At 68.4% G+C, this 26,987-nt stretch carries 24 protein-coding genes and 1 pseudogene; 17 read left to right on the top strand and 8 right to left on the bottom strand.

The window, feature by feature from the left end; translation table 11 throughout:
* Positions 1–170 precede the first annotated feature (170 nt).
* The 4 genes from R0D99_RS03865 to R0D99_RS03850 all read left to right on the top strand — a co-directional run bounded on the left by R0D99_RS03865 (position 171) and on the right by R0D99_RS03850 (position 5,464).
* A complete protein-coding gene (locus tag R0D99_RS03865) occupies positions 171–2,045 on the top strand; it encodes an ATP-binding cassette domain-containing protein (RefSeq protein WP_317750067.1) in 1,875 nt (624 codons plus the stop codon).
* A gap of 129 nt (positions 2,046–2,174) precedes the next feature.
* A complete protein-coding gene (locus tag R0D99_RS03860) occupies positions 2,175–3,173 on the top strand; it encodes an aromatic ring-hydroxylating dioxygenase subunit alpha (RefSeq protein WP_317750066.1) in 999 nt (332 codons plus the stop codon).
* Positions 3,170–4,228: an adenosine deaminase gene (locus tag R0D99_RS03855; protein ID WP_317750065.1), complete on the top strand. Its 1,059-nt coding sequence runs from the start codon at positions 3,170–3,172 to the stop codon at positions 4,226–4,228. The genes R0D99_RS03860 and R0D99_RS03855 overlap by 4 nt, the downstream gene beginning before the upstream one ends.
* A gap of 165 nt (positions 4,229–4,393) precedes the next feature.
* Positions 4,394–5,464, top strand: a complete 1,071-nt coding sequence (locus R0D99_RS03850; protein ID WP_317750064.1) for a BMP family ABC transporter substrate-binding protein — start codon at positions 4,394–4,396, stop codon at positions 5,462–5,464.
* Between the two features lie 39 nt (positions 5,465–5,503).
* Here R0D99_RS03850 and R0D99_RS03845 read toward each other — a convergent pair whose 3' ends face one another.
* The gene (locus R0D99_RS03845; protein ID WP_317750063.1) at positions 5,504–6,037 is read right to left on the bottom strand and encodes a TetR/AcrR family transcriptional regulator; all 534 of its coding nucleotides are present in this window, start codon (positions 6,035–6,037) and stop codon (positions 5,504–5,506) included.
* Positions 6,038–6,300: 263 nt separating this feature from the next.
* On the opposite strand from R0D99_RS03845, the gene R0D99_RS03840 reads away from it, so the two are divergent.
* The 5 genes from R0D99_RS03840 to R0D99_RS03820 all read left to right on the top strand — a co-directional run bounded on the left by R0D99_RS03840 (position 6,301) and on the right by R0D99_RS03820 (position 11,665).
* Positions 6,301–8,226, top strand: coding sequence for an acyl-CoA synthetase (locus tag R0D99_RS03840; RefSeq protein WP_317750062.1), 1,926 nt, complete (start codon positions 6,301–6,303; stop codon positions 8,224–8,226).
* Between the two features lie 41 nt (positions 8,227–8,267).
* The gene (locus R0D99_RS03835; protein ID WP_317750061.1) at positions 8,268–9,272 is read left to right on the top strand and encodes a tripartite tricarboxylate transporter substrate binding protein; all 1,005 of its coding nucleotides are present in this window, start codon (positions 8,268–8,270) and stop codon (positions 9,270–9,272) included.
* 21 nt (positions 9,273–9,293) lie between these two features.
* Positions 9,294–10,589: a guanine deaminase gene (gene guaD, locus R0D99_RS03830; RefSeq protein WP_317750060.1), complete on the top strand. Its 1,296-nt coding sequence runs from the start codon at positions 9,294–9,296 to the stop codon at positions 10,587–10,589.
* A gap of 54 nt (positions 10,590–10,643) precedes the next feature.
* Positions 10,644–11,213: a dCTP deaminase gene (gene dcd, locus R0D99_RS03825; RefSeq protein ID WP_317750059.1), complete on the top strand. Its 570-nt coding sequence runs from the start codon at positions 10,644–10,646 to the stop codon at positions 11,211–11,213.
* Positions 11,214–11,323: 110 nt separating this feature from the next.
* Positions 11,324–11,665 (top strand): hypothetical protein, encoded by a 342-nt coding sequence (locus R0D99_RS03820; protein WP_317750058.1) that lies wholly within the window; start codon positions 11,324–11,326, stop codon positions 11,663–11,665.
* A 12-nt stretch (positions 11,666–11,677) separates the two neighbouring features.
* Here the strand turns inward: R0D99_RS03820 and R0D99_RS03815 are convergent, their stop codons facing one another.
* Positions 11,678–12,613: a delta(1)-pyrroline-2-carboxylate reductase family protein gene (locus R0D99_RS03815; RefSeq protein WP_317750057.1), complete on the bottom strand. Its 936-nt coding sequence runs from the start codon at positions 12,611–12,613 to the stop codon at positions 11,678–11,680.
* A gap of 39 nt (positions 12,614–12,652) precedes the next feature.
* Between R0D99_RS03815 and R0D99_RS03810 the strand changes: the two are divergent.
* Positions 12,653–13,249: pseudogene (locus R0D99_RS03810) on the top strand (hypothetical protein); the annotation flags it as partial.
* Between the two features lie 355 nt (positions 13,250–13,604).
* Here R0D99_RS03810 and pcp read toward each other — a convergent pair.
* Entirely contained in the window at positions 13,605–14,291 is a 687-nt protein-coding gene (gene pcp / locus R0D99_RS03805) for a pyroglutamyl-peptidase I (protein ID WP_317750056.1), read from the bottom strand.
* Positions 14,292–14,330: 39 nt separating this feature from the next.
* On the opposite strand from pcp, the gene R0D99_RS03800 reads away from it, so the two are divergent.
* A complete protein-coding gene (locus tag R0D99_RS03800) occupies positions 14,331–15,209 on the top strand; it encodes a neutral zinc metallopeptidase (protein WP_317750055.1) in 879 nt (292 codons plus the stop codon).
* 252 nt (positions 15,210–15,461) lie between these two features.
* Positions 15,462–16,919, top strand: a complete 1,458-nt coding sequence (locus tag R0D99_RS03795; RefSeq protein WP_416365964.1) for a DEAD/DEAH box helicase — start codon at positions 15,462–15,464, stop codon at positions 16,917–16,919.
* Between the two features lie 134 nt (positions 16,920–17,053).
* On the opposite strand, the gene R0D99_RS03790 is transcribed toward R0D99_RS03795, so the two are convergent.
* Positions 17,054–18,322 carry a DUF445 domain-containing protein gene (locus R0D99_RS03790; protein WP_317750054.1) on the bottom strand — a complete coding sequence of 423 codons (1,269 nt, stop codon included), beginning with the start codon at positions 18,320–18,322 and terminating at the stop codon, positions 17,054–17,056.
* Positions 18,319–19,161: a symmetrical bis(5'-nucleosyl)-tetraphosphatase gene (locus tag R0D99_RS03785; RefSeq protein WP_317750053.1), complete on the bottom strand. Its 843-nt coding sequence runs from the start codon at positions 19,159–19,161 to the stop codon at positions 18,319–18,321. The genes R0D99_RS03790 and R0D99_RS03785 overlap by 4 nt, the downstream gene beginning before the upstream one ends.
* Positions 19,162–19,204: 43 nt before the next feature.
* Here R0D99_RS03785 and R0D99_RS03780 point away from each other — a divergent pair, with 43 nt between their 5' ends.
* From R0D99_RS03780 to grxD, 4 genes are all read left to right on the top strand, one after another.
* Positions 19,205–20,509 (top strand): hemolysin family protein, encoded by a 1,305-nt coding sequence (locus R0D99_RS03780; protein ID WP_317750052.1) that lies wholly within the window; start codon positions 19,205–19,207, stop codon positions 20,507–20,509.
* 79 nt (positions 20,510–20,588) lie between these two features.
* Positions 20,589–20,882, top strand: a complete 294-nt coding sequence (locus R0D99_RS03775) for an H-NS histone family protein (protein WP_317750051.1) — start codon at positions 20,589–20,591, stop codon at positions 20,880–20,882.
* A 113-nt stretch (positions 20,883–20,995) separates the two neighbouring features.
* On the top strand, positions 20,996–21,430 hold the full coding sequence (locus R0D99_RS03770) for a signal peptide prediction (RefSeq protein ID WP_317750050.1): 435 nt from the start codon (positions 20,996–20,998) through the stop codon (positions 21,428–21,430).
* A 29-nt stretch (positions 21,431–21,459) separates the two neighbouring features.
* Positions 21,460–21,786 (top strand): Grx4 family monothiol glutaredoxin, encoded by a 327-nt coding sequence (grxD, locus tag R0D99_RS03765; RefSeq protein WP_317750049.1) that lies wholly within the window; start codon positions 21,460–21,462, stop codon positions 21,784–21,786.
* A gap of 97 nt (positions 21,787–21,883) precedes the next feature.
* Here the strand turns inward: grxD and R0D99_RS03760 are convergent, their stop codons facing one another.
* Complete coding sequence (locus R0D99_RS03760; RefSeq protein WP_317750048.1) at positions 21,884–22,957, bottom strand: YidB family protein; 1,074 nt, start codon at positions 22,955–22,957, stop codon at positions 21,884–21,886.
* A 218-nt stretch (positions 22,958–23,175) separates the two neighbouring features.
* Between R0D99_RS03760 and R0D99_RS03755 the strand changes: the two genes are divergently transcribed.
* Entirely contained in the window at positions 23,176–24,474 is a 1,299-nt protein-coding gene (locus R0D99_RS03755; protein ID WP_317750047.1) for a hemolysin family protein, read from the top strand.
* 40 nt (positions 24,475–24,514) lie between these two features.
* On the opposite strand, the gene R0D99_RS03750 is transcribed toward R0D99_RS03755, so the two are convergent.
* Both R0D99_RS03750 and R0D99_RS03745 read right to left on the bottom strand, forming a co-directional pair.
* On the bottom strand, positions 24,515–25,168 hold the full coding sequence (locus tag R0D99_RS03750; protein WP_317750046.1) for a lytic transglycosylase domain-containing protein: 654 nt from the start codon (positions 25,166–25,168) through the stop codon (positions 24,515–24,517).
* On the bottom strand, positions 25,165–26,910 hold the full coding sequence (locus R0D99_RS03745; RefSeq protein WP_317750045.1) for a proline--tRNA ligase: 1,746 nt from the start codon (positions 26,908–26,910) through the stop codon (positions 25,165–25,167). The genes R0D99_RS03750 and R0D99_RS03745 overlap by 4 nt, the downstream gene beginning before the upstream one ends.
* Positions 26,911–26,987 lie beyond the last annotated feature (77 nt).

The raw sequence follows: 26,987 nt of genomic DNA, 5'->3' as shown, positions 1-26,987 counted from the left end.
ACCCCGCGGCGCCGGGCTGAGCCCTTGACCACCTTCGTTGACCGCCGCGTTGGCAGTGATCAGCGAAGCCCTAGACTATAGCATTGTTTTCGGGCGCTGCGCAAGTGGCGCAAAAATTTTTTGCGGGGGCCGCCATGCCGTGTGGCGCGGTCCTCGTGGGATGGACTGCCATGGCCTTGCTGACCTTACTTGATGCCCAACTTGCATTCGGCCACGTGCCTCTGCTTGACCACGCCGACTTTGCGCTGGAGCCTGGTGAGCGCGTGGGCCTGATCGGGCGCAATGGCAGCGGCAAGTCGTCACTGTTGCGCATTCTTGCCGGGCTGGAGCGCCCGGACGATGGCGAGTTGCAGGTGCAGCAGGGCGTGCGCCTGGCTTATGTGCGGCAGGAGCCCGAGCTGGCCAGCGATGCGAACGTGTTCGACGCCGTGGCGCAAGGGCTGGCGCCATTGCGCGCGCTGATTGACGGCTATTCGTCTGGCGAAGGCGATCTGGATGCCCTGCAGGCGCGCATCGAAGCGGAAGACGGCTGGTCCTGGCGGCAGCGCGTCGATGAGACGCTTCAAAGGTTGCGGCTGGCGCCGGATGCCATCGTCGGCACGCTGTCCGGCGGCACGCGAAAGCGCATCGCGCTGGCGCAAGCCCTGGTGACGCGCCCGGACGTGCTGCTGCTGGACGAGCCGACCAACCACCTCGACCTGGATGCCATTCACTGGCTGGAGGGATTGCTCACCGGCTTTGCCGGCTCCGTCGTGGTCATCACGCACGACCGCAGCTTCCTCGACGCCGTCGCCACGCGCATTGTTGAGCTGGACCGCGGCAAGCTGCTGTCCTATCCCGGCAACTTCGCCCAGTACCAGCAGCAGAAGGCGGATCAACTGGAGCAGGAAGCCACCATTCAGGCGCGTGCAGACAAGTTGCTGACGCAGGAGGAAGCCTGGGTGCGCCAGGGCGTCGAGGCGCGCCGCACGCGGGCCCAGGGGCGCATCAACCGGCTGCACGCGCTGCGGGCCGCGCGCGCGGCGCGGCGCGATGCCGTCGGCCGGGTCAAGCTTGACCTGGACGCCGGGGTGGCGGGCTACCAGGGCAAGCTGGTGGCCGAACTGGACAACGTCACCCTGACGCTGGGCAGCCAGCGCATCGTCGACGGCCTCACCACCACCGTGCTGCGCGGCGACAAGATCGGCCTGATCGGCCCCAATGGCGCCGGCAAGACGACGCTGCTCAAGCTCATTCTGGGCCAGCTGGAGCCCGACAGCGGCAGCGTCAAGCGCGGCGCCAACCTGCAGGTGGCGTATTTCGACCAGATGCGCGCCGCGCTCGACCCCGACGCCACGCTTGAGGACTTCATCAGCCCCGGCAGCGAATGGATCGAGATCGGCGACAAGCGACAGCACGTCAAGAGCTATCTGGGCAACTTTCTGTTCAGCCCGGCGCGCGCTGCCTCGCCCGTGCGGTCGCTGAGCGGTGGCGAGCGCAACCGCCTGCTGCTGGCCCGCCTGTTTGCCCGGCCCGCCAACGTGCTGGTGCTCGACGAGCCGACCAACGACCTCGACATCGACACGCTGGAGCTGCTGGAAGAACTGCTGCAAACCTACGACGGCACGGTGTTCCTGGTCAGCCACGACCGCGCCTTCCTCGACAACGTCGTCACCAGCACGCTGGCGTGGGATGGCCCGGGCCGCTGGCGCGAATACGCCGGCGGCGTGCATGACTGGCTGGCGCAAAGCGCGCGCTGGCAGGCCATGCAGCCCACGCCGGTGGCGCCGGCGCGCCCCGTCGCCGACAAGGTGCCTGCCGAACCACCGCCCCAGGCCAGGCCCACCAGGAAAAAGCTCAGCTACAAGGATCAGCGCGAGCTGGACGAACTGCCCGCCCGCATCGAGGCGCTGGAGGCCGAGCAGGCCGACATTCGCACCCGGCTGGCCGACGGCACGCTGTACAAGACCGACCTGGACCAGGCCGTGGCCCTGCAGGCGCGCGACGGCGCCATCGAGGAAGAACTCATGACCGCCCTGGAGCGCTGGGAAACCCTCAGCCAGTAAGCGCCCTGCGCCCAGCCATCCCGCCAGCGCCTTGCGGATTTGGTAACGTGCGCCGATCAACTGACGCCGCACCGCCTGCGCTGCCCGCCTGATGGCGCCGCCCCGCGGCACTTGCACAAAGACCACGCCATGATCGAACGCACCCTTTGGCACCCCGTGGCGCTCAGCCACGTCGTCGGCACGCAGCCGCGCGCCGCCACGCTGCTGGGCGAAGACCTGGTGCTGTGGCGCGACGACAGCGGCCAGGCGCACGCCCTGGCAGACCAATGCCCGCACCGCGGCGCCCGCCTGTCGATGGGCCGCGTGGCGGGCGGCCAGCTCGAATGCCCCTACCACGGCTGGCGCTTTGAAGGCGGCGGGCGATGCACGCACATCCCCGCTGTGCCCGGCTTCCAGCCCGGCCCGCGCCACGGCGCCCACGCCTTCGACACGCGCGAGGCCTACGGCATGCTGTGGGTGCGCCTGGCCGCGCCCGAAGGCGCGCCCGGGCCGATCCACGACCTGCCGGCGTTCGCGGCCGAATCCGAGCCGCGGCTGCGCAAAACCACCAGCGGCCCTTACGTCGTGCAGGCCAGCGCCCCGCGCATCATCGAAAACTTCCTCGACATGGCGCACTTCGGCTACGTGCACGAAGGCTGGCTGGGCAGCCGCGACCGGCCCGAGATCGCGCCCTACCAGGTCGCCGCGACGCCGCACGGGGTAAAAGCCACCGGTTGCCTGGCCTGGCAGCCGCGCGCGTCGGTCCACTCCACCAGCGTAGCGCAGGTCGACTACACCTACGAAGTCACCGCGCCCTACATGGCTGTGCTGACCAAGCAGCCCGAGCCAGGCACCACCGCCATCGACGGCCTGCGCGAATCCATCGCCATGTTCATCTGCCCGGTGACCGAGGAAAGCAGCGTGGCCTGGACGCGCATGGCCATGAACGACTTCGATTCGCCCGACGCGCGGCTGATCGACTTCCAGAACACCATCTTCGGGCAGGACCAGCCGGTACTCGAATCGCAACGACCGAAGAAGCTGCCGCTGGCACCCGACGCCGAGGCGCATTCCGCGGCCGACCGCATGTCGTCCGCCTATCGCCGCTTTCTGAAGGACAGCGGCATCCGCTGGGGAGTGATCGCATGACACCCGCGCCCGACGCCATCGACCGCATTGCCCCGCCGCAGCTGCCCGCGCTGCTGGCGGCCATGCCCAAGGCCGAGCTGCACATGCACATCGAAGGCTCGCTAGAGCCCGAGATGATCTTTGCGCTGGCGCGGCGCAACGGCGTGGCGCTGCCCTACGCCAGCGTGGACGCGCTGCGCCAGGCCTACGCCTTCAGCGACCTGCAGAGCTTTCTGGACATTTACTACGCCGGCGCCAGCGTGCTGCTGACCGAGCAGGACTTTTACGACATGGCCCGCGCCTATCTTGCGCGGGCAGCTACAGATAATGTAGTGCACGCCGAGATCTTCTTCGATCCGCAGACGCACACCGAACGCGGCGTGTCGATGGGCACCGTCGTCCATGGCCTGTCGCGCGCGTGCCGCGAAGCCCCGGCGCAACAGGGCGTCAGCGCCGCGCTGATCCTGTGCTTTCTGCGCCACCTGAGCGAGCAGCAGGCCTTTGAAACGCTGGAACAGGCGCTGCCGTTTCGCGACCATTTCATTGGCGTCGGCCTCGATTCGAGCGAAGTCGGCCACCCGCCCGAGAAGTTTGCCCGCGTGTTTGCGCGCTGCCGCGAGCTGGGCCTGCACGTGGTGGCCCACGCGGGCGAGGAAGGCCCGCCCGACTACATCTGGCAGGCGCTCGACGTGCTGCGCGCCGAGCGCATCGACCACGGCGTGCAGGCCGTGCACGACGCGGCGCTGATGGCGCGGCTGGCCGCCGACCGCGTGCCGCTCACCGTGTGCCCGCTGTCCAACCAGAAGCTGCGCGTCTTCCCCGACCTGGCCGACCACAACCTGAAGGCCCTGCTGGACGCCGGCCTGATGGCCACCGTCAATTCGGACGACCCGGCCTACTTTGGCGGCTACGTCAACGACAACTTCCAGGCTGTGTTTGCCGCCACCGGCATGACGGCGCGCCACGCGTGGCAACTGGCGTCCAACAGCTTCGACGCCAGCTTTGCCCCGCCCGAGGACAAGGCGCGCTGGCACCGGCAGCTGGCGGACGTGTTCAGTCGCTTTGCCGCCGCCTGACCGGTAACGCTACTTTTTCGATAGCTGCATGCGCTTGTCCAGACGGCGCCAGCGGCCTGTTTGAATCAAAATCCGCCGCTGCAGACGGCGCGTGAGAAAATCGCCGCCGGCGCCCGTGCTCCCGGGCGCCGCTTTCGTCACCCCGGAGCCATGTAGAGGAACACCATGTACAAAAACCTCGCAGCCGCGTTCGCGGCCGCCTGTTTTTTCATCCCCGCCCTTGCCCAGACCGCCACGGCGCCGCTGAAAGTCGGCTACGTCTACGTCACGCCCGTCACCCAGGCCGGCTGGACGCGCCAGCACGACACCGCGCGGCGCGAGGTTGAAGCCGCCTTTGGCCCGCGCGTGGCCACCACCGCCGTGGCCGATGTGCCCGAAGGCGCCGACGCCGAGCGCGTGCTGCGCGACCTGGCGCAGCAGGGGCACCGCCTGATCTTCACCACCAGCTTCGGCTACGCCCGCCCGGTGCAGAAGGTGGCGCAGGAATTCCCGCAGGTCCGGTTCGAATGCCTGACCTGCCCCGAAGGCGCGGCCAACGTGGCCACCGCCAACGCGCGCTACTACGAGGGCCGCTACCTGGCCGGCATCGCCGCCGGGCGCATGAGCCAGAGCCACGTGGCCGGCTACGTGGCGGGCTTTCCCATCCCGGAGGTGTTGCAGGGCATCAACGCCTTCACGCTGGGCATGCGCAGCGTCGACCCGAAGGCGCAGGTCAAGGTGGTGTGGCTGAACGAATGGTTCGACCCGGCACGCGAGCGCGAAGCCGCGCTGACGCTGATCAACCAGGGCGCCGATGTGCTGGCCTTCCACACCGGATCAACCGCGGTGATGAGCGCCGCCGAGGAGCGTAGCAAGCTCGCCATTGCCTACCACTCCGACATGCGCGCCGTCGCGCCGCAGGCGCAGCTGCTGGCGGTGACGCACCACTGGGCCGATTACGAAAAAGGCCGTGTCAAGGCCGCGCTGGACGGCGCCTGGCAGCCCGCCACCCTGTGGGGCGGCGTCAAGGAAGGCATGGTGCGCGTGGGCGATTTCGGCCCCAAGGTACCGCGCGCCGTGCGCGACGAGGTGCTGGCCCGCCAGCGCGACATCGGCGCCGGGCGGCTGCATCCGTTCACCGGGCCGCTGCTCGACAACACCGGCCGCCCGCAACTGGCGCACGGCCAGCGCCTGAGCGACGCGCAGATCGTGGGCATGAACTGGCTGGTCGACGGCGTGCAGGGCAAGCTGCCCTGACGCGGGGCGGCGCCGACGGGATCGCGCCTGCGCGCCCGGTCAGGCCAGCGTGGCGGCCTGTGTGCGCAGCTGCTCGGCCACTGCATCGAACGGCGCCGGGTCGCCCTCGGCGCGCGCCAGGATGATGGCGCCCTGCACCGACGCCACCAGCAGCGTGGCAAACGGCAGGGCGCGCGGCGCGGGGCAATGGCCCGCCTGCAGCGCGTTGGCAAGGGTGTCGCGCCACTGGTGGAAGGCTTCGCGGCAGCTTTCCTGCAGGCGCATGGAATCGGCCGCGATCGTGATCGCCGCCACCGGGCAGCACGATTCGCAGTCGTTGCGCACCAGCTTGGCGCGCCACAGCGCCAGCGCGCCGTCCACCACCGCGGCCGCCGGGCGGCCATGCAGCGCGCGCAGTGAATCGTCCAGCCGGGCGCTGAAATCGTCCAGCGCGGCCTCGACCAGTTCGGCCTTGCCGCCCGGAAAGTGGTGGTAGATCGAGCCGCGCGAAGCGCCGGTCAGCGCCAGCACCTCGGAAAACGCCGTCGCGTGCAACCCACGCCGGCCCAGGACCTCGGTGGCTCCTCGGATCATGCGCTGACGAACACCACCGGTCATTGGCTATTCCGCCCCCTCAAACAGGGCCCGAATCCGCTTCAACATCGAAGCCCGGGCAGCATATCAACCCCTGTGCCAGGGTGTTATGTCATACGACATAGCGCACGACTGGCGCGGCTTTCTAGCTATCAGTTTCAAAGCAGCCTTGGCTTGGGGCCGCGCGGCGGAGTAACCCGGGCGACGCTGCCAGGGCCACGGCGCGCGAAGGCAGCGCTACGATGGTTGCAAGGAGGCATTCCATGATCACCCACCCCCGTGCGGGCCTGCCCGCCGCGGCGGCGCCCTTTGCCGCGCAGGCGCCCGTGCGCAGCATGGCCGACGTGCGCCGCATCGAGGCCGTGCCGCTGGCGCAGGCGCTGACGGTGCGCAGCACCTATGAAATCTTCGTCAACTCGGCGCAGGCCTTTGGCGACCAGCCGGCGCTGACCTTCCTGCGCACCGCGGACCCGGCCGACGCGCCGATCCGCTGGTCGTACCAGCAGCTGCTGGCCGGCATCCACCAGACCGCCAACGCACTGCATGCGCTGGGTGTGGGGCCGCAGGACGCCGTGGCCGTGATGCTGCCCGGCTGCCTTGAATACCACCTGGCGCTGTGGGGCGGCGAGGCGGCGGGCATCGTGCAGCCGCTCAACCCGTTGCTGACCGACGACAAACTGGCCTCGCTGCTGAGCGCCGCCGGCGCCAAGGTGCTGATCGCCTGGGGCGACGACGCCGAATCCGGCATCTGGAGCAAGGCGCTGCACCTGCGCACGCAGGTGCCCACGCTGACGCATGTGCTGCGCGTGGCGCCGCTGGATGAAGCGCCGCCGCCCGCGCTGCCCGAGGGCGTGCTGGACTTTGCCGTCGCCATCGCCGCGCAGCCCGACACGCACCTGGTCAGCGGGCGCGACATCGGCCCGGAAGACATCGCCGCCTACTTCCACACCGGTGGCACCACGGGTGCGCCCAAGCTGGCGCGCCACAGCCACCGCGCGCAGGTGTTCACCGCCTGGGCCTGCGTGCAAATGCAGGCCATGGGGCCGCAGGACGTGATCATCAACGGCTACCCGCTGTTCCACGTGGCGGGCACGCTGCCGGGTTCGCTGGCGGCGCTGTCGTGCGGGGTCGAAACCATCATCCCCACCACCGCGCTGTACCGCAACCGCGCCGTGCTGCAGAACTTCTGGCGTCTGGTCGAAAAGTACCGCGTCACCACGCTGTCGGCCGTGCCCACGGTGCTGGCGGCGCTGGCGCAGGTGCCGCTGGCGGGCGCCGACATTTCCAGCGTGCGCTACTGCCGCACGGGCGCGGCCATTCTGCCGCCCGAGCTGGCGGCGCGCTTCGAGCGCGATTACGGCCTGCACATCCACGAAAGCCTGGGCATGACGGAAATGGCCGGCATCTCCACCATCACGCCGCTGGGCGTGCACGGGCTGCCGGGCTGCGTCGGCTTTCGGCTGCCGCACACGCAGATGCGCATCGTCGCGCTCGATGCCGACGGCGGCGCCAGCGACCGCGACGTGGCGCCGGGCGAGCCGGGCATGGTGCTGTTCAAGTCGCCCAACGTATTCTCGGGCTTCCTCGACGAGCGCGACAGCGCCAAGGCCTTCACGCCCGACGGCTGGCTGGTGACGGGCGACCTGGGCTACATCGACCGCGACGAGCGCCTGAACCTGAGCGGCCGCGCCAAGGACCTCATCATCCGCAGCGGCCACAACATCGACCCCAAGACGATCGAGGACGCCATTGGCGCCCACCCCGCCGTGCAACTGGCCGCCGCCGTGGGCGCGCCCGATGCCTATGCGGGCGAATTGCCCGTGGTGTTTGCCACACTGCGCCCCGGCGCGCAGGTGAGCGAGGCCGAACTGCTGGCCTTCACCGCCGAGCGCGTAGACGAAGGCCCGGCCAAGCCCCGGCACGTGTACCTGATCGAGCACATGCCCGTCACCAACGTCGGCAAGATCTACAAGCCCGAGCTGCGCGCGCAGGCCGCCGGCCACACGGCGCGCGAGCTGATCGCCGCGCTGTGCCAGCCATTGCCGGCCGACCAGCAGCCGCGCGTGGACAGCACCGAGGCCGGCGGCGTGGCGGTGCACCTGCCGGCGGGCGCGCCCGACGCGCTGGCCGATCAACTGCAGGCGGCGCTGGCGCCGCTGCCGGTCAAGACCCGCGTGGTCCGCGATTGACGCGGCGCGCAGCCATCCCTTTCTTTCACAACGTACCCACCATGAACATCACTTTCCAAAAGAATATGCCCCTGGCGCTGGCCCTGTCTACGTCGGTAGCTATTTTTTCAATAGCATTACCAGCCAGCGCGCAAAGCGGTTATCCCAACAAGCCGATCCGGATGGTGGTGCCCTTCCAGGCCGGTGGCGCGACCGACGTGCTGGCGCGGCTGGTGGGCCAGAAGCTGTCGGCGCAGATGGGCCAGCCGGTGGTGATCGACAACAAGGCCGGGGCGGCCGGCATCATCGGCACCGACGCCGTGGCCAAGGCCGCGCCCGATGGCTACACGGTGATGCTGGGCCTCTCCAACTCGCTCATGACCAACCAGTTCCTCTACACCAAGCTGCCCTACGACGCGCAAAAGGACCTGGCCATGGTCTACCGCATCGCCATGGCGCCGCTGGTGCTGGTGGTCAACCCCAGCGTGCCGGCCAAGACGGGCCCTGAATTGATGAAATACGTCGCCGCCCACAAGGGCAAGGTGTCGTACGGCTCGTACGGCACCGGCGCCTACCCGCACCTGGCCGGCGCGCACATGAGCCTGACGCAGAACGCCGACATGGTGCACGTCGCCTACAAGGGCGAGGCGCCGATGGTGCAGGACCTGCTGGCCGGCCAGATCCAGATGGCGTTTGCCAGCGCGCTGCAGGTCAAGGGTCACCTCGATTCGGGCAAGCTGCGCGCCATCGGCGTGTCGGGCGACAAGCGCATGGCCGCGCTGCCCAAGGTGCCCACGCTGGTCGAGCAGGGCCTGAAGGACGAGGCCTACCGCGTCACCGGCTGGCTGGCCGTGGCCGCCCCCGGTGCCACGCCGCAACCCATCATCGACCGGCTGGCCAGCGAAATCCAGAAGGCCATCCGCTCGCCCGAAGTGCATGAGCGCATCGTCGGCATGGGCTTCGAGGTGCAGGACAACGGCGGCCCCGCGGCCTTCAACGCCGCGTACCGGCAAGAACTGCCGATCTGGTACCGCCTGATCAAGCAGTCGGGCGCCAAGCTGGACTGAGCTGCACGGCACAATGCGCGCATGCAATCCTGGCGCGCTTCCCTGCTTCGATTCGATGAACACGGCCACGCCGTATTCGACCGCGACGGCCTGCTGGTCACCGGGCCCGGCGCCGACGGGCGCACGGTGGTCATCGCAGCCGGCGACCATGCGGCGCTGCAGCCGCGCTACGCCCAGGTGCCCTGCACCCACCTGCCCGGCCGCCTCATCGCGCCGGGTTTTGTGGACATGCACATCCACTACCCGCAGATCGACGTCATCGGCTCGCCGGCCGAAGGCCTGCTGCCGTGGCTGGAGCACTACACCTTTCCGCACGAGGCGCAGTTCGCGGACCCGGCGCACGCGGCCGAAAGCGCGCGCTTCTTCTGCGACGAGCTGATGCGCCACGGCGTCACCACGGCGCTGACGTTCTGCACTTCGCATCCCACCTCGGTCAACGCGCTGTTTGCAGAAGCGCAGCGGCGTGACCTGCGCCTGATCGCCGGCAAATGCCTGCAAGACCGCCACAGCCCCGACGGCGTGCGCGACGAGACCGAGCAAAGCCTGATCGACACCGAAGCGCTGATCAACCAATGGCACGGCGTGGGGCGCCTGGGCTACGCCATCACGCCGCGCTTCGCCCCCAGTTGCACCGAGCGGCAGCTGCGCGGCGCAGGCGAGCTGGCGGCCCGATATCCCGACGTGTGGATCCAGTCCCACGTGGCCGAGAACGTGGACGAAATCGCCTGGGCACGCGCGCTGTTCCCCGATTCGCGCAGCTACCTCGCCATCTACGCCGACCACGGCCTGATGCGCCGCCGCGCGGTGTACGCGCACTGCATCCACTTTCACGACGACGACCGTGCGCTGATGCGTGACACGCACACGGCCGCCGCCGTCTGCCCCACCAGCAACCTGTTTCTGGGCAGCGGCTTCTTCGACTTTGCGGGCGCCGAGCGCGTGCCCTTTGCGCATGGCCTGGCCAGCGACGTGGGCGGCGGCACCAGCTTCTCGCCCTTCGTCACCATGCGCGCCGCCTACTTCGCCGGCCGCGCTGCCAGCACGGGACTGGAGCCCAAGCCGGGCGTGAGCCTGTCGCCCGAGCGCCTGTGGTGGCTGCACACCGCCGGCGCAGCGCGCGCGCTGGACCTAGAAGGCGTCGTCGGCAACCTGCAGCCGGGCTGCGAGGCGGATTTCGTCGTGCTGCACCCCGAAGCCACGCCCCTGCTGGCGCGCCGCACGCGCGCCGCCGGCAACCTGGCCGAACTGCTGTTCGCGCTGATCGTGCTGGGCGACGACCGGGTGGTCGAGCGCACGGTGATTTCTCAAGCAAAATAGCGCTCTGGCGCTTGTCTGTCCAGCGCAAACAGCTATCAAAATCAGAGTAAAAAGATGAGCATCAAGAGCGACAAATGGATCCGCCGCATGGCCGAGCAGCACGGCATGATCGAGCCGTTCGAGCCCGGCCAGGTGCGGCAAAACGCCGCCGGCGAAAAGATCGTCAGCTACGGCACCAGCAGCTACGGTTATGACATCCGCTGCGCGCCCGAATTCAAGGTCTTCACCAACATCCACAGCACCGTGGTGGACCCAAAGAACTTTGACGAGAAAAGCTTTGTCGACATCCACGCGCCGGTCTGCATCATTCCGCCCAACAGCTTTGCGCTGGCGCGCACGGTCGAATATTTCCGCATCCCGCGCAACGTGCTGACGATCTGCCTGGGCAAGAGCACCTACGCGCGCTGCGGCATCATCGTCAACGTCACGCCGTTCGAGCCCGAATGGGAAGGCTATGTGACGCTGGAATTCAGCAACACCACCCCGCTGCCAGCCAAGATCTACGCGGGCGAAGGCTGCGCGCAGGTGCTGTTCTTCGAAAGTGACGAGGTGTGCGAAGTCAGCTACAAGGACCGCGGCGGCAAGTACCAGGGCCAGGTCGGCGTGACGCTGCCCAAGGCCTGATTCGCAGGCCGCCGTGGCCGTGTGGCGGACGCCGCCGCTCGGATTGTTCCTACGCCAGACATCGCTCGCGGCCGAATCGTGGCCGGCGGGGGCGTTCGTAGCATCCACCCATGGCGACGAACACCTACTCCATCGGCTCCCACCATTCGGCGGATTTCCAGGACACCGTGCCCTATGCGCCCCAGCGCACCGCACGACCAAACCGCGACAGCGCCCCGGCGTCGGTCCCGCGCTGGTTGTCGCCCGACCGGGCGGTGCTTTACGTGGCACTGGCCGCACTGGTGGCCCTGCTGCTGGCGGGCATCGCCAGCGTGGCCCAGGCGCAGGTGCGCAAGGGCGACGAATTCCGGTTTGCCCAGCAGTCGCCTACCCCGAGCGGGGCGACGCTCTACGCCACCAACGGGGGTGCGGCGGTGGCTGACCTGGGACCGGTAGCGGCGCTGTCTCGCTGATGCGCGTCGGCTTTAGCTGGGGCTGCGTGCCGCCAGGCGCGCCGCCGCCAGATCCCAGCCGGCCCAGCCGCAACTCTTGAACAGCACCGGCCCGCCTCCGTCGCGGGCTTTTTTGTGTTCGCTCACCACATCCGCCAGTGTGGGCAAACCGGTCACCGCCAGGCCGGCCTGAAGCAGGTCACCCGCCTCGTGCCCGGCATCGGCCGAATCGACCACGATGCGCCCCTGCGCAGCGATGGCACGGCACACCGCGGCGTCGATCTCCACCATCTGCGGCGTGAACGCGCCCACAGCAGCGATGAAGGCGTCGGCGCGCGGCTGGCCGCGCAGCACCACCGCGCTGGCGGGCGTGCAGGTGGCGACCAGCGGGCAGTCGGCCAGCGCCGCGTCGGCGTCGTCCACCACCGCGGCCCGCAGGCCCAGCGCGCGCGCATGCGCGGCCAGCGCCTCGGCACTGGCGCGGCGGCGGGACGCGATGCGGAAGTCCGTCACGCCCAGCGCGGCGGCGAACACCTCGACGTGCGCATAACCCTGCACGCCCGCGCCGACGATCAGCATCGGCCCCGCCAGGTTGGGCGCCAGCCTTCGCGCGGCCAGGGCCGACACGGCGGCGGTGCGCCGGCCAGTGACCGTGGGCCCGTCCAGGATCAGGCGGCGTTCGCCCGTGGCGACGTCGAACACCGTCACGTCGCCCTGGATCGTCGGCCGGTCGGTGCCGGCGTTGGCGGGGGTAAAGGTGATGAGCTTGGTCATCGCCGTGCGCGCGTCGCAGCCCGGCATGGCAAACAGGAAGGCGCCCGCGGCCATCGGCAGCACGGTACGCGCTGGCACCTGCACCGTGTCGTCGGCCAGCAGGGCCTCGATTTCATCGACCAGCGGCGCCCAGGGCAGGCGCGCGGCGGTCTGGCGGGCATCGAGCAGGGTGGCGTCGGCAGATGAAGCTTTCATGCCTTGATCGTAGGCCAGTTCGGCCCGGATGTCGGCCCTATGATGCGGCGCATGACCGAACCGACCCAGCCTGCAGCGTCGTGGTGGAAACAGACCTACGAGGCGTTCAGTGCGCTTCGCAAGGACTACCACTGGCCCACCGAACTGGTCACCGTCTCGCTGGTGGTGCTGACGCTACTGGCAGCGCTGGACGTCTACATCGGCAGCACGCTGGCCCAGCAGGCCGGTCTGGCAGAGGGCCATTGGGCGGTCCGGCTGGAAAAGACGCTGACCAGCGACCCGTTCCGGATGCTGTTGACGCTGCTGATCGCGCTGTTCGTGGGCATCGTGATCAAGCGGCAGCAGACCCGGGGAAAGATCGGCGGCGCGGACGACTACAGCATCGGCCGGGCGCTGGCGTATGGCTATTTCAAGAACTTTCTGGTGGGTGCCCTGCTGGCCGTGCAGGCGCGCGGCGGCACGCTGCACGTCTTCCGGCCCGCTTCGGTTCGGGATCTGCAGGATTTCGAGCAACACATCTGGCCCGCGCTGCAGAAGGGCCGCCAGACCCGCGTGGTGGAAGCCGTTGACGCCACGGCTTCGAGCAGCAAGCCGCTGAAGCGGCGTGTGATCGTGATCGAGGGCTTCGACGCGTCCGGACTGATGTACTTCGATTTTCCGACCACCTTGTTCACGGTGGCGGACTATTTCGCGGTCTGGAACCAATGGCTGATCGAGCGCGAGCGGCCCCCCCATCGCCGAAGATGCGCTGCCCGGCTACCACCAGAAGCAGATCGACGATTTTTTCAACGAACTGGACAAGCTGGTCCACAGCGACTTTGGCTTGAATGCCGTGAAGGAGTTCGGGCTTTCCAGCAACGACTTGCGGCAGCTCTTCAAGGACCGGCTGCGGGAGATTTCGCTGCCGCAACTCAGGGAACTGGTCGAACGCTCCAGCTCGCTCGCGCCGTGAAAGGCATGTGGACGCGGTCCAACGCCGCGCCGCGCGCCATCAGTCGACCGCACCCCCACCCAAGCGCAGATCGACGTCGCACGTCAGCGCCGTACGGATACCCACGCGCAGCCCTTCCACCATCAGCCCCAGCGGCAGGCTGGGCTCGCCCTGCTCGGGCAGCATCGGCACATGGATGAAGCCGCCGCGCGTGCCCGAGACGCCGCGCGCCGTGGCCAGGCGGTGCATCAGGCCGTAGAACACGTGGTTGCAGACGAAGGTGCCGGCGGTCTGCGAGATCTCGACCGGCACGCCGGCGGCCTGAATGGCCTGCTGCATGGCCTTGATGGGCAGCGTGCTGAAGTAGGCCGCGGGCGCGCCGGCGACCACCGGCTTGTCGATGGGCTGCGCGCCGGCGTTGTCGGCGATGCGGGCGTCGTCGACGTTGATGGCGATGCGTTCCAGCGACAGCGTGGCGCGCGTGGCCGCCAGGCCCAGGCAGACGATGAGCGCGGGCCGGTGCGCGGCCATCAACGCCCGCAGCCGCTGGAGCGAGGCGCCGAACTCGGTCGGCAACTGCGCGGCGACGATGCGGTGGCCGGCGATGCGCTTGCCGTGCAGCGCCTGGGCGATGAGCGAACTGGGGTTGAGGGCGTCGCCCCCAAAGGGGTCGAAGCCTGTCAGCAGCACGCGCGGCGGTTTGTGGCGCTTGTCTGACGGACGCCGGGGGGTGGGGGCAGCTACCATAGCGGCAATTTAGCGCAGCGGCGCGGCAGGAGCGACACGATGAGATGGGAAGGCGAACGGCAGTCGGACAACGTGGAAGATCGGCGCGCCGGCGGTGGCGGGGGCGGCGGCGGATTCGGCTTTGGCGGCCGCACCATCGGCATTGGCACCATCGTCATCGCGCTGCTGGCGTGGGGGGTGTTCGGCATCAACCCGCTGACGACGATCAGCGTGCTGGGCGGGGGCGGCGGTGCACCGCAGGTGCAGCAGACGCCGGCCCAGAAGCCGCCGGCCAACGACCCGAATGCGGCCTTCGTGTCCACCGTGCTGGCATCCACCGAGGACGCCTGGAACCAGGTCTTCCGCGAAGGCGGCGCGCAGTACCGCGCGCCCAAGCTGGTGCTGTTCCGCGGCTATGTGCCGACGGCCTGCGGCACGGGCCAGAGCGCGATGGGTCCCTTCTATTGCCCGGCCGACCAGAAGGTCTACTTGGACATGAACTTCTTCGACACGTTGAGCCGCCAACTTGGCGCGCCGGGCGAGTTTGCGCGCGCCTACGTGGTGGCGCACGAGGTGGGCCACCACGTGCAGACGCTGCTGGGCACCACGGCCAAGGTCGACGGCCTGCGCGGGCGCGTGAGCGAGCGCGAGAACAACGCCCTGTCGGTGCGCATGGAACTGCAGGCCGACTGCTTTGCCGGCATCTGGGCCGCCAAGTCGCAGCAGGCCAAGAACTGGCTGGATCAGGGCGACATCGAATCGGCCATGAACGCCGCCGCTCGCATTGGCGACGACACGCTGCAGCGCCAGCAGACCGGCATGGTGCGCCCCGACAGCTTCACCCACGGCTCCAGCGCGCAGCGCCAGCGCTGGTTCATGCAGGGGCTGAAGACGGGCAGCGTGAAGGCGTGCGATACCTTCAACGCGCAGAGCTTGTGACCCCCTGAGTCGGCCTGCGGCCGCCATCCCCCAAGGGGGACAACGCTGGTGGCCGGGGAAACCCCGGCCACGGCGTTCGCGTGCGGCCTGCTCCGCGGCCACTGGAAGGCGGCTTGCTGCGCAGCCGCTGTGGTGGTGTTTTGGGGTGCCAGCGCTTGATGAGTGGGCGCTGACAGCTATCAAAATCGAAGTAAATCCAGCCCCGAAATCGGTCCACCGCGTTTTGTGTTGCGGTGCGACAATATTGGGTTAATGACAGAACCCACATTGCAACCCTATTCCTCCCTGGCGCTGGCCGAGCCGCTGAAGCGCGCCGTGGCCGACATGGGCTACGAGAACATGACGCCGATCCAGGCGCAGGCCATTCCGGTGGTGCTGGCTGGGCAGGACGTGATGGGCGCGGCCCAGACGGGCACCGGCAAGACAGCCGCCTTCTCGCTGCCGCTGCTGCAGCGCCTGCTCAAGCACGAAACGGCCTCGCTGTCGCCCGCCCGCCACCCGGTGCGCGCGCTGGTGCTGTTGCCGACGCGCGAGCTGGCGGTGCAGGTGGCCGACCAGGTCAAGCAGTACGCCAAGTACACGCACCTGCGCAGCGCGGTGGTGTTCGGCGGCATGGACATGAAGCCGCAGACCGAGGAGCTGCGCAAGGGCGTCGAAGTGCTGGTGGCCACGCCCGGCCGCCTGCTGGACCACATCGAGGCCAAGACGGCGGTGCTGAACCAGGTCGAATACGTGGTGCTGGACGAAGCCGACCGCATGCTGGACATTGGCTTCCTGCCCGATCTGCAGCGCATCCTGAACTACCTGCCCCGAAGCCGCACCACGCTGCTGTTCAGCGCCACCTTCTCACCCGAGATCAAGCGCCTCGCCGAAAGCTACCTGCAGAACCCCGTGCTGATCGAAGTCGCGCGGCCCAACGCCACCGCGGCCACGGTCGAGCAGCACTTCTACCTGCTGGACGACGACGACAAGCGCCGCGCCATCCGCCAGGTGCTGAAAGACAAGCAGTTGCGCCAGGCCTTCGTGTTTTGCAACAGCAAGCTGGGCACGGCGCGGCTGGCGCGCGCGCTGGAGCGCGACGGCCTGAAAACCACCGCCCTGCACGGCGACAAGAGCCAGGACGAGCGCTTGAAGTCGCTCGAAGCCTTCAAGCAGGGCGAGGTCGACCTGCTGGTGGCCACCGACGTGGCGGCGCGCGGGCTGGACATCAAGGACGTGCCCGCCGTCTTCAACTACGACGTGCCCTTTCACGCCGAGGACTACGTGCACCGCATCGGCCGCACCGGCCGCGCGGGTGCGTCGGGCGTGGCGGTGACGCTGGTCACCAAGGCCGACCAGCGCCTGATGGGCGAGCTGGAAAAGCTGCTCAAGACCAAGATCGAGGTCGAGCACCTGCAGTTCGAGGAAGAGCGCCCGCGTGGCCGCCAGAACGACGGCCGCCGCCGCTGGCAGGGCGAAGAAACCGGCGACGTGCGCGACGACGTGCGCCGCGAACGCAGCGAACGCCGCTACCCCGAGCGCCGCGCTGCCGCGCCCGCGCCGGTCGACCCGTTCTTCAACCAGCCCTACGAGGCGCCCGACGCGCAGGAAGAAGCGCCCGCGTGGGAGCAAAAAGGCCGCCCGGTCCGCGCCGGCGTGTCGGCCAACATCAAGCCCAAGCGCAAGGTGGCCGCGCTGTTCAAGGCGCCCGACAGCACGCCGCAGACGTGAGGCCCGCGCCGCCCCGGCGGCAGCGAATTACTATCAAAAACGTAGCTGCCCGCGCTTTATGGGCCAGCGCAGCAGCCTGATTCTTTCCTGAAACCGGCGCGTGGCCAGCGCCGCCGGTCTGCGGCGCATGCAGCTCAGCGCCAGGCGTGCGTGGCCGTGTGGATCAGCAGCCCCACCAGGCCGCCCACCAGCGTGCCGTTGATGCGGATGAACTGCAGGTCGCGCCCGATGTGGCGCTCCAGCTCATCGGTCATTTCGCGCGCATCCCAGGCCTGCACGCGCGCCACGATGTAGCGGCGGATGTCGTCGCGGTAACGCTCGATCAGCCGCGGCGCGGCGGCCTGCAATTCGCCATTGATCCAGCCGCGGATGTCGGCGTCGCCCGCCAGCCGCTCGCCCAGCGTGCGCGCCGCCTGCGTGATGGTGCGGCGGATCGACGAGTCGTCGTGCGCCATGTCGGCCTGCAGCCAGGCCAGCAATTCGCCCCACAGCTGGTGGATGTAGCTGCCGAGCGCGGGGTTGTCAATCAACTCGCGCTTGAGCCGCTCGCCCCGCGCCTGCAGCGCCGCGTCGTCCTTCAGCCGCGTCACGAAGCCGTCCACCATGTCGTCAAAACGCCGGCGCAGGCGGTGCGCGGGGTCGTCGGCCATGTCGATGATGGTCTTGGCGACGATCACCACCACCTTGCGCGTGGCCAGGCGCGCGGCCACCTGGTCGAGGCCGACGTACTTCAGCGCCTTGACCTCGCGCGCGATGGCCTCGGCAATGGTGTCCTGCACGCTGTCTTCGCCCAGCAGGCGGGCCAGCTGCACCAGCACGCCGTCCAGCAGCTCCTGGTGGCGGCGCTCGTGCGTCATGGCCTCCAGCACCTGGCCGGACAGGCGGGTCACGTCGACCTGCGCCAGGCCACGCCGCGCCAGATCGGCCACGAAGGTGCGCACGCGCTCGTCGTCCAGCGCGCCGACGGCCCAGCGGCCCACGTCCAGCAGGCGCGCCGCCACGCGGTCGGCGTTGGCCGGATGCGACAGCCAGTCGGCCACGCGGCCGGCGGCGTCGAAGTCGCGCACCTTGGCCAGCACCTGGTCGGTCGCCAGGAAGTGCGTGGCGATGAAGCTGCCCAGGTTGTCGCCGATGCGGTTCTTGTTGGCCGGGATGATGGCGGTGTGCGGAATCGGCAGCCCGAGCGGGTGGCGAAACAGCGCCACCACGGCAAACCAGTCGGCCACGGCGCCGACCATGGCGGCTTCGGCAAAGGCGGCGACGTAGCCCCACGCGGCGTGGCGCGGCTCCATCGCCGTGGCCAGCGCGTACAGGCAGGCCGCGCCCACCAGCAGGCCCAGCGCCAGCCGCTTCATGCCGGCGGCGTCACGCGGGCGCCCCAGCAGGGCGTGCGGCACTTTCATGCGGCGCCGCCGGGCTTCTGCGCCTGCGGGCAGCGCACCTGAAACAGCTCGATGTCGCGCGGCGTAGCGCCCAGGCGCACGGCGCTCAGCGCGCCGCCCCACACGCAGCCGGTGTCGAGCGAGAGCACGTCGGGGCGGTCCATCCAGCCCAGCATCGACCAGTGGCCGAACGCCACGACGTCGCTGGCCGTGCGCCGCCCGGGCACGTCAAACCACGGCATGAAGCCCGGCGGCGCACTGGCGCCGCCGGCGTCCTTGGACTCGAACTCCATCTGGCCGTCGGCGGTGCAAAAGCGCAGCCGCGTCAGGGCATTGACGATGACGCGCAGCCGCGCGGCGCCCTGCAGGCCGTCGTGCCACTGGTCGGGCTGGTTGCCGTACATCTGGTGCATGAAGACATGCCAGTCGGCGCCTTGCAGCACCCGTTCGACCTCGCCCGCCAGCCGCAGGGCCTGCCCGGCCGTCCACTGCGGCAGCACGCCGGCATGCACCATCAGCACGCCGCGCTCCTGCAGCGCCAGCGGCCGGTGGCGCAGCCAGTCGAGCAGCGCGTCGCGGTCGGGCGCGGCCAGGATATCGCCCACCGTGTCGCTGCGGTGCGGCTTGCGCACGCCCTGCGACACGGCCAGCAGGTGCAGGTCGTGGTTGCCCAGCAGGCAGGCCGCCGCATCGCCCAGCGCGATCGCGCGGCGCAGCACGGCCAGCGACGCCGGGCCGCGGTTGACCAGGTCGCCCAGCAGCACCAGCCGATCGCGGCTGGGCGAAAAGGCCACGGCGTCCAGCAGGCGTTCGAGCGCGCCGTCGCAGCCCTGCACGTCGCCGATCAGATAAAGTGCCATTTCTTCATTTTCCACCGGGCAGCCCCTCACTGGCCCGGCATGCATGGATTTCCTGCTGATTGTCTTTCTGACCCTGCTCAACGGCGTGTTCGCGATGTCGGAACTGGCCATCGCCTCGTCGCGCAAGGCCCGCCTGGCGGCGATGGAAGAAACCGGCGACAGCGGCGCCGGCGCGGCGCTGCGGCTGATGGACCGGCCGACGCAGTTTCTGTCGACGGTGCAGGTGGGCATCACGTCCATCGGCATGCTCAACGGCATCGTGGGCGAGGCGGCGTTCAGCGGCCCGGTCGCGCACTGGCTGGCCGGACTGGGCCTGAGCGAAAAAGTGGCGTCCATCGCCGCCACGGCACTGGTGGTGACAACGATCACCTTCACCACCATCATCTTTGGCGAGCTGGTGCCCAAGCGCATTGGGCAGATGTTTCCGGAAGCGGTGGCGCGCTGGATCGCCAAGCCCATGACCTGGCTGGCCACGGCGGCCAAGCCGTTCGTCGCCCTGCTGTCGCTGTGCACGCAGGCGGTGCTGAAACTGCTGCGCATCGACGAATCGCACGGCCGCGCGGTGACGGCCGAAGAAATATCGGCCAGCCTGGCCGAGGGCGTGGATGCCGGCCTGATCGAAAAGCACGAACACCAGATGGTTCGAAACGTGTTTCACCTGGATGACCGCTCGCTCACCTCATTGATGGTGCCGCGCGACGATATCGAATGGCTGGATGCCGGCCTGACGGTGAAGCAGGCGCTGGATTATGTCGCCGCCCAGGGCGAGAGCGGTGCGCATTCGTGGTATCCGGTGTGCGAAGCCAGTCTGGACGACGTGATTGGCGTTATCTCGGCGGCGCGGTTGATCGAATTGGGGCCGCAGTGTGAACAACAGCTGGAATCGCTGATACAGCCCGCCGTATTCGTACCCGAAACCCTCAGCGCCATGGAATTGCTGGAGCAACTGCGCGCCAAATCGGGCCGCATGGTGTTCGTGGTGGATGAATATGGCGTGGTGCAAGGCCTGATGACGCCGCGCGACCTGCTGGAAGCGATCACCGGCGAACTGAAACCCGGCGCCCATATTGACGCCTGGGCGACACCGCAGGCCGACGGCAGCTGGTTGCTGGACGGGCTGATGCCCGTGAATGAAATGAAGGCGCGGCTGGATATCACCGAATTGCCGCAAGAGGACAAGGGCCGCTACAACACCGTGGCGGGCCTGTTGCTGGCCGTGGCAGGGCATTTGCCCGAAGAGGGTGCGCTGGTCGAAACCGCGGGCTGGCGCTTCGAGGTACTGAATATGGAAGGCCGGCGAATCGACCGGGTATTGGCGCGGCCGATGCCACCGCCGGCAACCTCGTGAACACCTTGCGCCAGATTATGTCGACCCGAATGATCGGATGGTGTTATATTGTCGTCCATCATTAACAAAGGGTGAACCCATGGCAACCTATAAAGAATTGCTGCAGCAACAACAGGCGCTGGCGGTCGAAGTCGAACAGGCGCGCAAGCGCGAAATAGCGGATGCCGTGACGCAGGTGCGCAACCTGATCAGCGAATTCGGTTTGAGCGAGCGCGATGTATTCCCCAATGGCCGCAAAGCCAGCGGCCCGCGCGCCGGCGGCAAGGTGGCGCCCAAATACCGCGACCCGTCCACCGGCCAGACCTGGACGGGCCGTGGCAAGGCGCCGAAATGGATTGACGGCAAGGACCGCAATAAATTCCTGATCGGCTGATGGCCTGATCCGGCGGATATTCCGCCGCTGCCCCAGAAAAAGGCGCCGCGAGGCGCCTTTTTGCTTGTGTGCAAGCGGAACCGCCGGCATAGCCATCCATCGAATGGGGCGTGATGCAGCATATCTGGCGTTATTTCTGGCCTCTGCCCTGGACGCTGGTGGGCCTGCTGGCCGCCGTGCTGGCGGCCGCGGCCGGCGCGCGCTGGCAGTGGCGCCACGGCGCGCTGGAAGTGCATGGCGGCCTGGCAGCCCGCGGCTGCGCCCGCCTGCCGCCGGCCTGCCGCTTCGAAGCCATCACGCTGGGCCACGTGATCCTGGGCCTTGACGCGTGCTGCCTGGATCAGGCGCGTGCCCATGAACATGTGCACGTGCGCCAGTACGAGCGCTGGGGTCCGTTGTTCGTGCCGGCTTACCTGGCGTCCAGCGCCTGGCAATGGTGCCGCGGGGCACCGCCCTACCGCGCCAACCGCTTCGAGCGCGAGGCCTACCGGCTGGCGCCGATGGGGCATCTCCCCGCCAGCGACAATGGTGCGGCAGAGATGAAATAATTCCCACCATCGCAACGAAGGACACGACCATGGACCCCACCACCCACCAGCGCATCGACGACCTCGTCCAGCAGAACGACATCGTGCTGTTCATGAAGGGCAACGCCAGCTTCCCGATGTGCGGCTTTTCCGGCCGCGCCATCCAGATCCTGAAAGCCTGCGGCGTTGAGCCGCGCGCCGTGACCACGGTGAATGTGCTGGAAGACGACGCCGTGCGCCAGGGCATCAAGGACTACAGCAACTGGCCCACCATCCCGCAGCTCTACGTCAAGGGCGAATTTATCGGCGGCTCGGACATCATGATGGAGATGTACGAATCCGGCGAACTGCAGCCCCTGGTGGCCGGCCACGCCTGACGCGGCTTCGGCCCCCACAAAAAAACGGACGCCGAGGCGTCCGTTTTTTTGTGGGCTGAAGGCCGGGCAAACGCCCGGTCTTCACGCGGTGCAGCGCTTACTTGCGCACCACCACTTCCACGCGACGCGAAGCCGCGTTGGTGGCAGCCGTGCCAGAGGTTTCAGCCGGCTTTTCCAGCACCGTGCGGTCGTGCGGGATGCCTTGGGCTTCCAGGGCCGCCTGCACCGCCTTGGCGCGGTTCTTCGACAGCTCGGCGTTGGCCGCGGCGTTGCCGGTCGGGTCGTTGAAGCCGGAGATGACGGCCTTGGCGTCGCTGTTGGCCTTCAGGTAGGCCACCAGTTCAGCCGATTTGGCGGCGAAGTCGGCGTGCACGTCGGTCTTGCCCGAGTCGAAGTACACCTTCAGCGCCGGCACGGTGTCGACCATCCAGCTCACCACGGCGGAGCCAGTGGGCTCGTCAGCGGCAGCGGCAGGCGCAGCGGCAGCAGGCGCGCTGGCGGGTGCGGATGCGTCTTGTGCGGGTGCAGCGGCACCACCGAACGTGGCGGGCGGCGGCGGCGTGGTCGGTGCGGGCTCGGAAGCCGGTGCTGCAGGCGCGGTGGCGGCCGGCGTGGGCGCGGTTTCCGTCGCGGTGCGGTTCTTGTTGCAGTACGACAGGCCGAACAGCGCGGCGGCGGCCACGATCACCCAGGGCAGCCACTTCATGCTGCCACCGCTGGCGGCGGCAGGCGCTGCCACGGCGGCAGCGGCCGGCGCGGCCAGCAGGCTCTGGCCGGCGGCAGCAAAGCTGGTCACTTCGGCCGGCAGGGCAGCGGGGATGCTGCCGCCCGGGGTCAGGCGACCGACCAGGGCCGGCAGCAGGTAGCCGATGGCCGAGGTGGCGTTGTCACGGTTCACGCCCAGGCGCGAGGTGAGCATCGACAGCAGGCCGCCGCTGGCGCCCAGCACGGTCTCGACCTGGCTGTTGCTGATGGGCTGGGCGCTGGGGCCACCGCCGAGCCAGGACTGGATGATGGGGCCCAGGCCCGCAACCTTGAATTTTTCCAGGAAGCCGGCCAGGCCGCCGGTGTCACGGTTGGTCATGTAGGCCAGCAGCATTTGCGCCAGCGGCAGGGCCTTGTCACCCAGGCCGAAGCGTGCGGCGGCTTCACGAATAAGAACGTCAAACATGGTCAATTACCTTTCTGATTGTTGAGAGAGCGCGTGTGTCCGCAGGATTTGACCGAAGTTGGTGCACCCGGCGCTGCGCTGCTCACGCCCGAAAATTATAGGAAGCCACATGAACTTTCGTTGTCAGCACACTCCTACAAGTCGGCCTTAAATCCCCAAATACGTCACACATCGGCTTGTAAACTGCGTGATGCCGTGGCCCGCGGCCTATTTGATTCATGAATTTCACGCAAAACCTGCTGCTGATTGCGCTGCTGATCGTGGCCAGCGCCTTTTTTTCCGTCGCCGAGATTTCGCTGGCGGCTTCGCGCCGGCTGCGCCTGCGCCAACTGGCGGACGACGGCGACGCGCGCGCCCTGCGCGTGCTGCGGGTGCAGGAGCAGCCGGGGTTTTATTTCACCGCCGTGCAGATCGGGCTGAACGCCATCGCCATCCTGGGCGGCATCGTCGGCGAGGGGCTGCTCAGCCCCTACCTTGCGGTCGCGTTGCGGCCCTGGCTGCCCGAGAGCACGGCGTCGAGCGTGGCGTTCGCCGGCTCGGTGGCGGTGGTGACGTCGCTGTTCGTGGTGTTCGCCGACCTGGTGCCCAAGCGCCTGAGCATGGCCGAGCCTGAGCGCGTGGCCATGGCGGTGGTCGGGCCCATGGACCGCTTTCTGCTGGTCTTCAAGCCCATCGTGTGGCTGTACACCCGCTGCGCTGACCTGATCATGAGCCTGTTCGGCCTGCCCAGCCAGCGCGACGACCGCATCACGCCCGACGACATCCTGGCGCTGGCCGAGGCCGGCACGCAGGCGGGCGTGCTGGACCGGCCAGAGCAGCAGGTGATCGAAAACGTGTTCGAACTGGACACCCGCACCGTCAGCAGCGCGATGACGCCGCGCGACCGCGTGGCCTGGCTGCGGCGCGACGCCAGCGATGGCGAGATCCGCGCGCTGATTGCGGCCCAGCCTTTCTCGACCTACCCGGTGTGCGACGGCGAGCTGGACCGCGTGCTGGGCTACGTCGACGCCAAGGACCTGTTCCAGCGCGTGCTCAACCAGCGCCCCATCGACCTGAAGGACGACCAGCTGCTGCACAAGCTGGTGGTGGTGCCCGACAGCTTGAGCCTGTCCGAAGTGCTGCACCAGTTCCGCCAGCAGCACGAGGACTTTGCGCTGATCGTCAACGAATACAGCACCGTGGTGGGCGTGGTGACGCTCAACGACGTGATGAGCACCGTGATGGGCGAACTGGTGACGCCGCAGGACGAGGAATTGATCGTGCGGCGCGGCGACGGCTCGTGGCTGGCCGACGGCCACACGCCGATGGCCGACGTGCAGCGCGCGCTGGTGCTGGACGAGTTGCCCAGTCCCGACCAGTACGACACGCTGGCCGGATTTCTGATGGTGATGCTGCGCCGCGTGCCGCGCCGCACCGACAGCGTGGTGTGGGGCGGCCACCGCTTCGAGGTGATGGACGTGGACAACTACCGCATCGACCAGGTGCTGATCACGCGCACCGACGACGCGGGCGCTTAAGCTACTTTATTGATAGCTATTGGCGCTTGTCTGGCAAGCGCTAGGCAGCAAAAACCCATCTTTTCTGCGCGCCCAGCACCGCGTTGGGATACTGCGGCTTGCCGCGCGAGCCGTTGTAGCGGCCCAGCGTCATGAACAGGTCGCCGCGCTCGCGGTCGAGGTAGTGGCGCAGGATGACACAGCCAAAGCGCAGGTTGGTCTGCATGTGGAACAGCTTGCCGGCATCGCCGTCGCCGATCACGCGCGTCCAGAACGGCATCACCTGCATGTAGCCGCGCGCACCCACGCTGGAGACGGCGTACTTCCGGAAAGCGCTTTCGACCTGCACCAGCCCCAGCACCAGCGAAGGCTCCAGCCCCGCGCGCTTGCTTTCGTACCAGATCGTCTGCAGGAATTCGGTGCGCTCGGTGAAGTCCTTCTTGCGCGGGTACAGCCGGTCGCTCATGGCCGACAGCCAGCGCAGGTAGGCCAGGCGCGCTTCGGTGCTGCTGAAGTGCGGCACCGGCGGCGCGCTGTTGGCGATGGCCGAGCTGAGGGCGCTGCGCACCGAGTCGGCCAGCGGCTCTTCCAGCTGGCCGCCAGCGCTTGCATGCTCATGAAATGAGAGCGATATCGGCAATGCCAGCGCGCGCTGAAGCACCTTTCTTCTATCGAGAAAGGCGTCGCGGCAAGGCCGCGCGGCAGGCGCTGTCATGCAGCCAGCCGGCCCTTCACGAAGGCGCCGATCTCTGCCACGGGCACGCGCGTGGCCGCGGCATCGCGCCGGTGCTGGTATTCGACCTGGCCATCCTTCAGGCCCTTGTCGCCAATCGTCACGCGGTGCGGCACGCCAATCAGTTCCCAGTCGGCAAACATGGCGCCCGGCCGCTCGCCGCGGTCGTCCAGGATCACGTCGACGCCGGCCTGCACCAGTTCGGCATACAGGCCTTCGGCGGCGGCTTTCACGGCCTCGCTGCGGTCCATGCCCACCGGGCAGATCACCACCGTGAAGGGCGCGATGGCGTCGGGCCAGATGATGCCGCGCTCGTCGTGGTTCTGCTCGATGGCCGCCGCCGGCAGGCGCGTGATGCCGATGCCGTAGCAGCCCATCTCGAAAGGCTTGGGCTTGCCGTCCTCGTCGAGGAAGGTGGCGTCCATCGACTTGCTGTACTTGGTGCCCAGGTAGAAGATGTGGCCGATCTCGATGCCGCGCTCGATCGCCAGTTGGCCCTTGCCGTCGGGCGAGGCGTCGCCCGCCACCACGTTGCGGATGTCGGCCACCGCGTCCGGCTCGGGCAGGTCACGGCCCCAGTTGACGCCGGTGAGGTGGAAGTCTTCCTCGTTGGCGCCACACACCCAGTCGGCCATGGCGGCGACTTCTCGGTCGGCCACCACTTTGACGGGCTTCTGCAGCCCGATGGGGCCGAGGTAGCCCGGCTTGGTGCCGAAGTGCTCAATGATCTCGGGCACGGTGGCAAAGCGGAAGCCCTCGTCGAGGCCCGGCACCTTGCTGGCCTTGATTTCGTTCATGTCGTGGTCGCCGCGCACCAGCAGCAGCCAGACTTGCGTCTTGGCGATTTCGCCCTTGTAGTCGAGCGCGTCGGTGGCCAGCACCAGCGACTTGACGGTGTTGACCAGCGGAATGGACAGCAGTTCTGCCACATCGGCACAGGTGCTCTTGCCGGGCGTGGGCGTCCGGGCCATGGCCTGCGCAGCCGCGGGCCGCGCGCCTGCGGGGGCCAGCGCCTCGGCCTTTTCCATGTTGGCGGCGTAGTCGCTGCCGGTGGAATAGACGATGGCATCTTCGCCCGTGGCGGCGATGACCTGGAATTCCTCGCTCAGCTCGCCGCCGATGGCGCCGGAATCGGCCGCCACCGCGCGATACGTCAGGCCAAAGCGGTCGAAGATGGCGCGGTAGGCGGCGGCCATCTTCTGGTAGCTCTGCTTGGCACCGGCCTCGTCGCGGTCGAAGCTGTAGGCGTCCTTCATGATGAATTCGCGCCCCCGCATCAGGCCGAAGCGTGGGCGGCGCTCATCACGGAACTTGGTCTGGATCTGGTACAGGTTCTTGGGCAACTGCTTGTAGCTGCGCAAGTCCTGGCGGGCGATGTCGGTCACCGCCTCTTCGCTGGTGGGCTGGATGACGAAGTCGCGCTCGTGGCGGTCCTGCACGCGCAGCAGTTCAGGCCCCATGGTCTGGAAGCGGCCGCTCTCGCTCCACAGCTCGCCCGGCTGCACCACCGGCATCACGCATTCGACGGCGCCGGCGCGGTTCATTTCCTCGCGCACGATGGCTTCGACCTTGCGGATCACGCGCAGCCCCATCGGCATGTAGGTGTAGATGCCGGCGCCCAGTTTCTTGATCATGCCGGCCCGCATCATGAGGCGATGGCTCATGATTTCGGCATCGGCGGGGGCTTCCTTCAGGGTGCTGATATAGAACTGGGAGGCTTTCATCGGGAGGGCGGCGTGTGCATCCACACCGTGCATGGGGTTTGTGCCCACTTGCCGCGCAAGGCGCGCGGTGCATAATG

The organism is Ottowia sp. SB7-C50 (genome assembly GCF_033110285.1).
Lineage (GTDB): Bacteria > Pseudomonadota > Gammaproteobacteria > Burkholderiales > Burkholderiaceae_C > Ottowia.
This window is presented reverse-complemented; position numbering and strand designations above follow the sequence as displayed.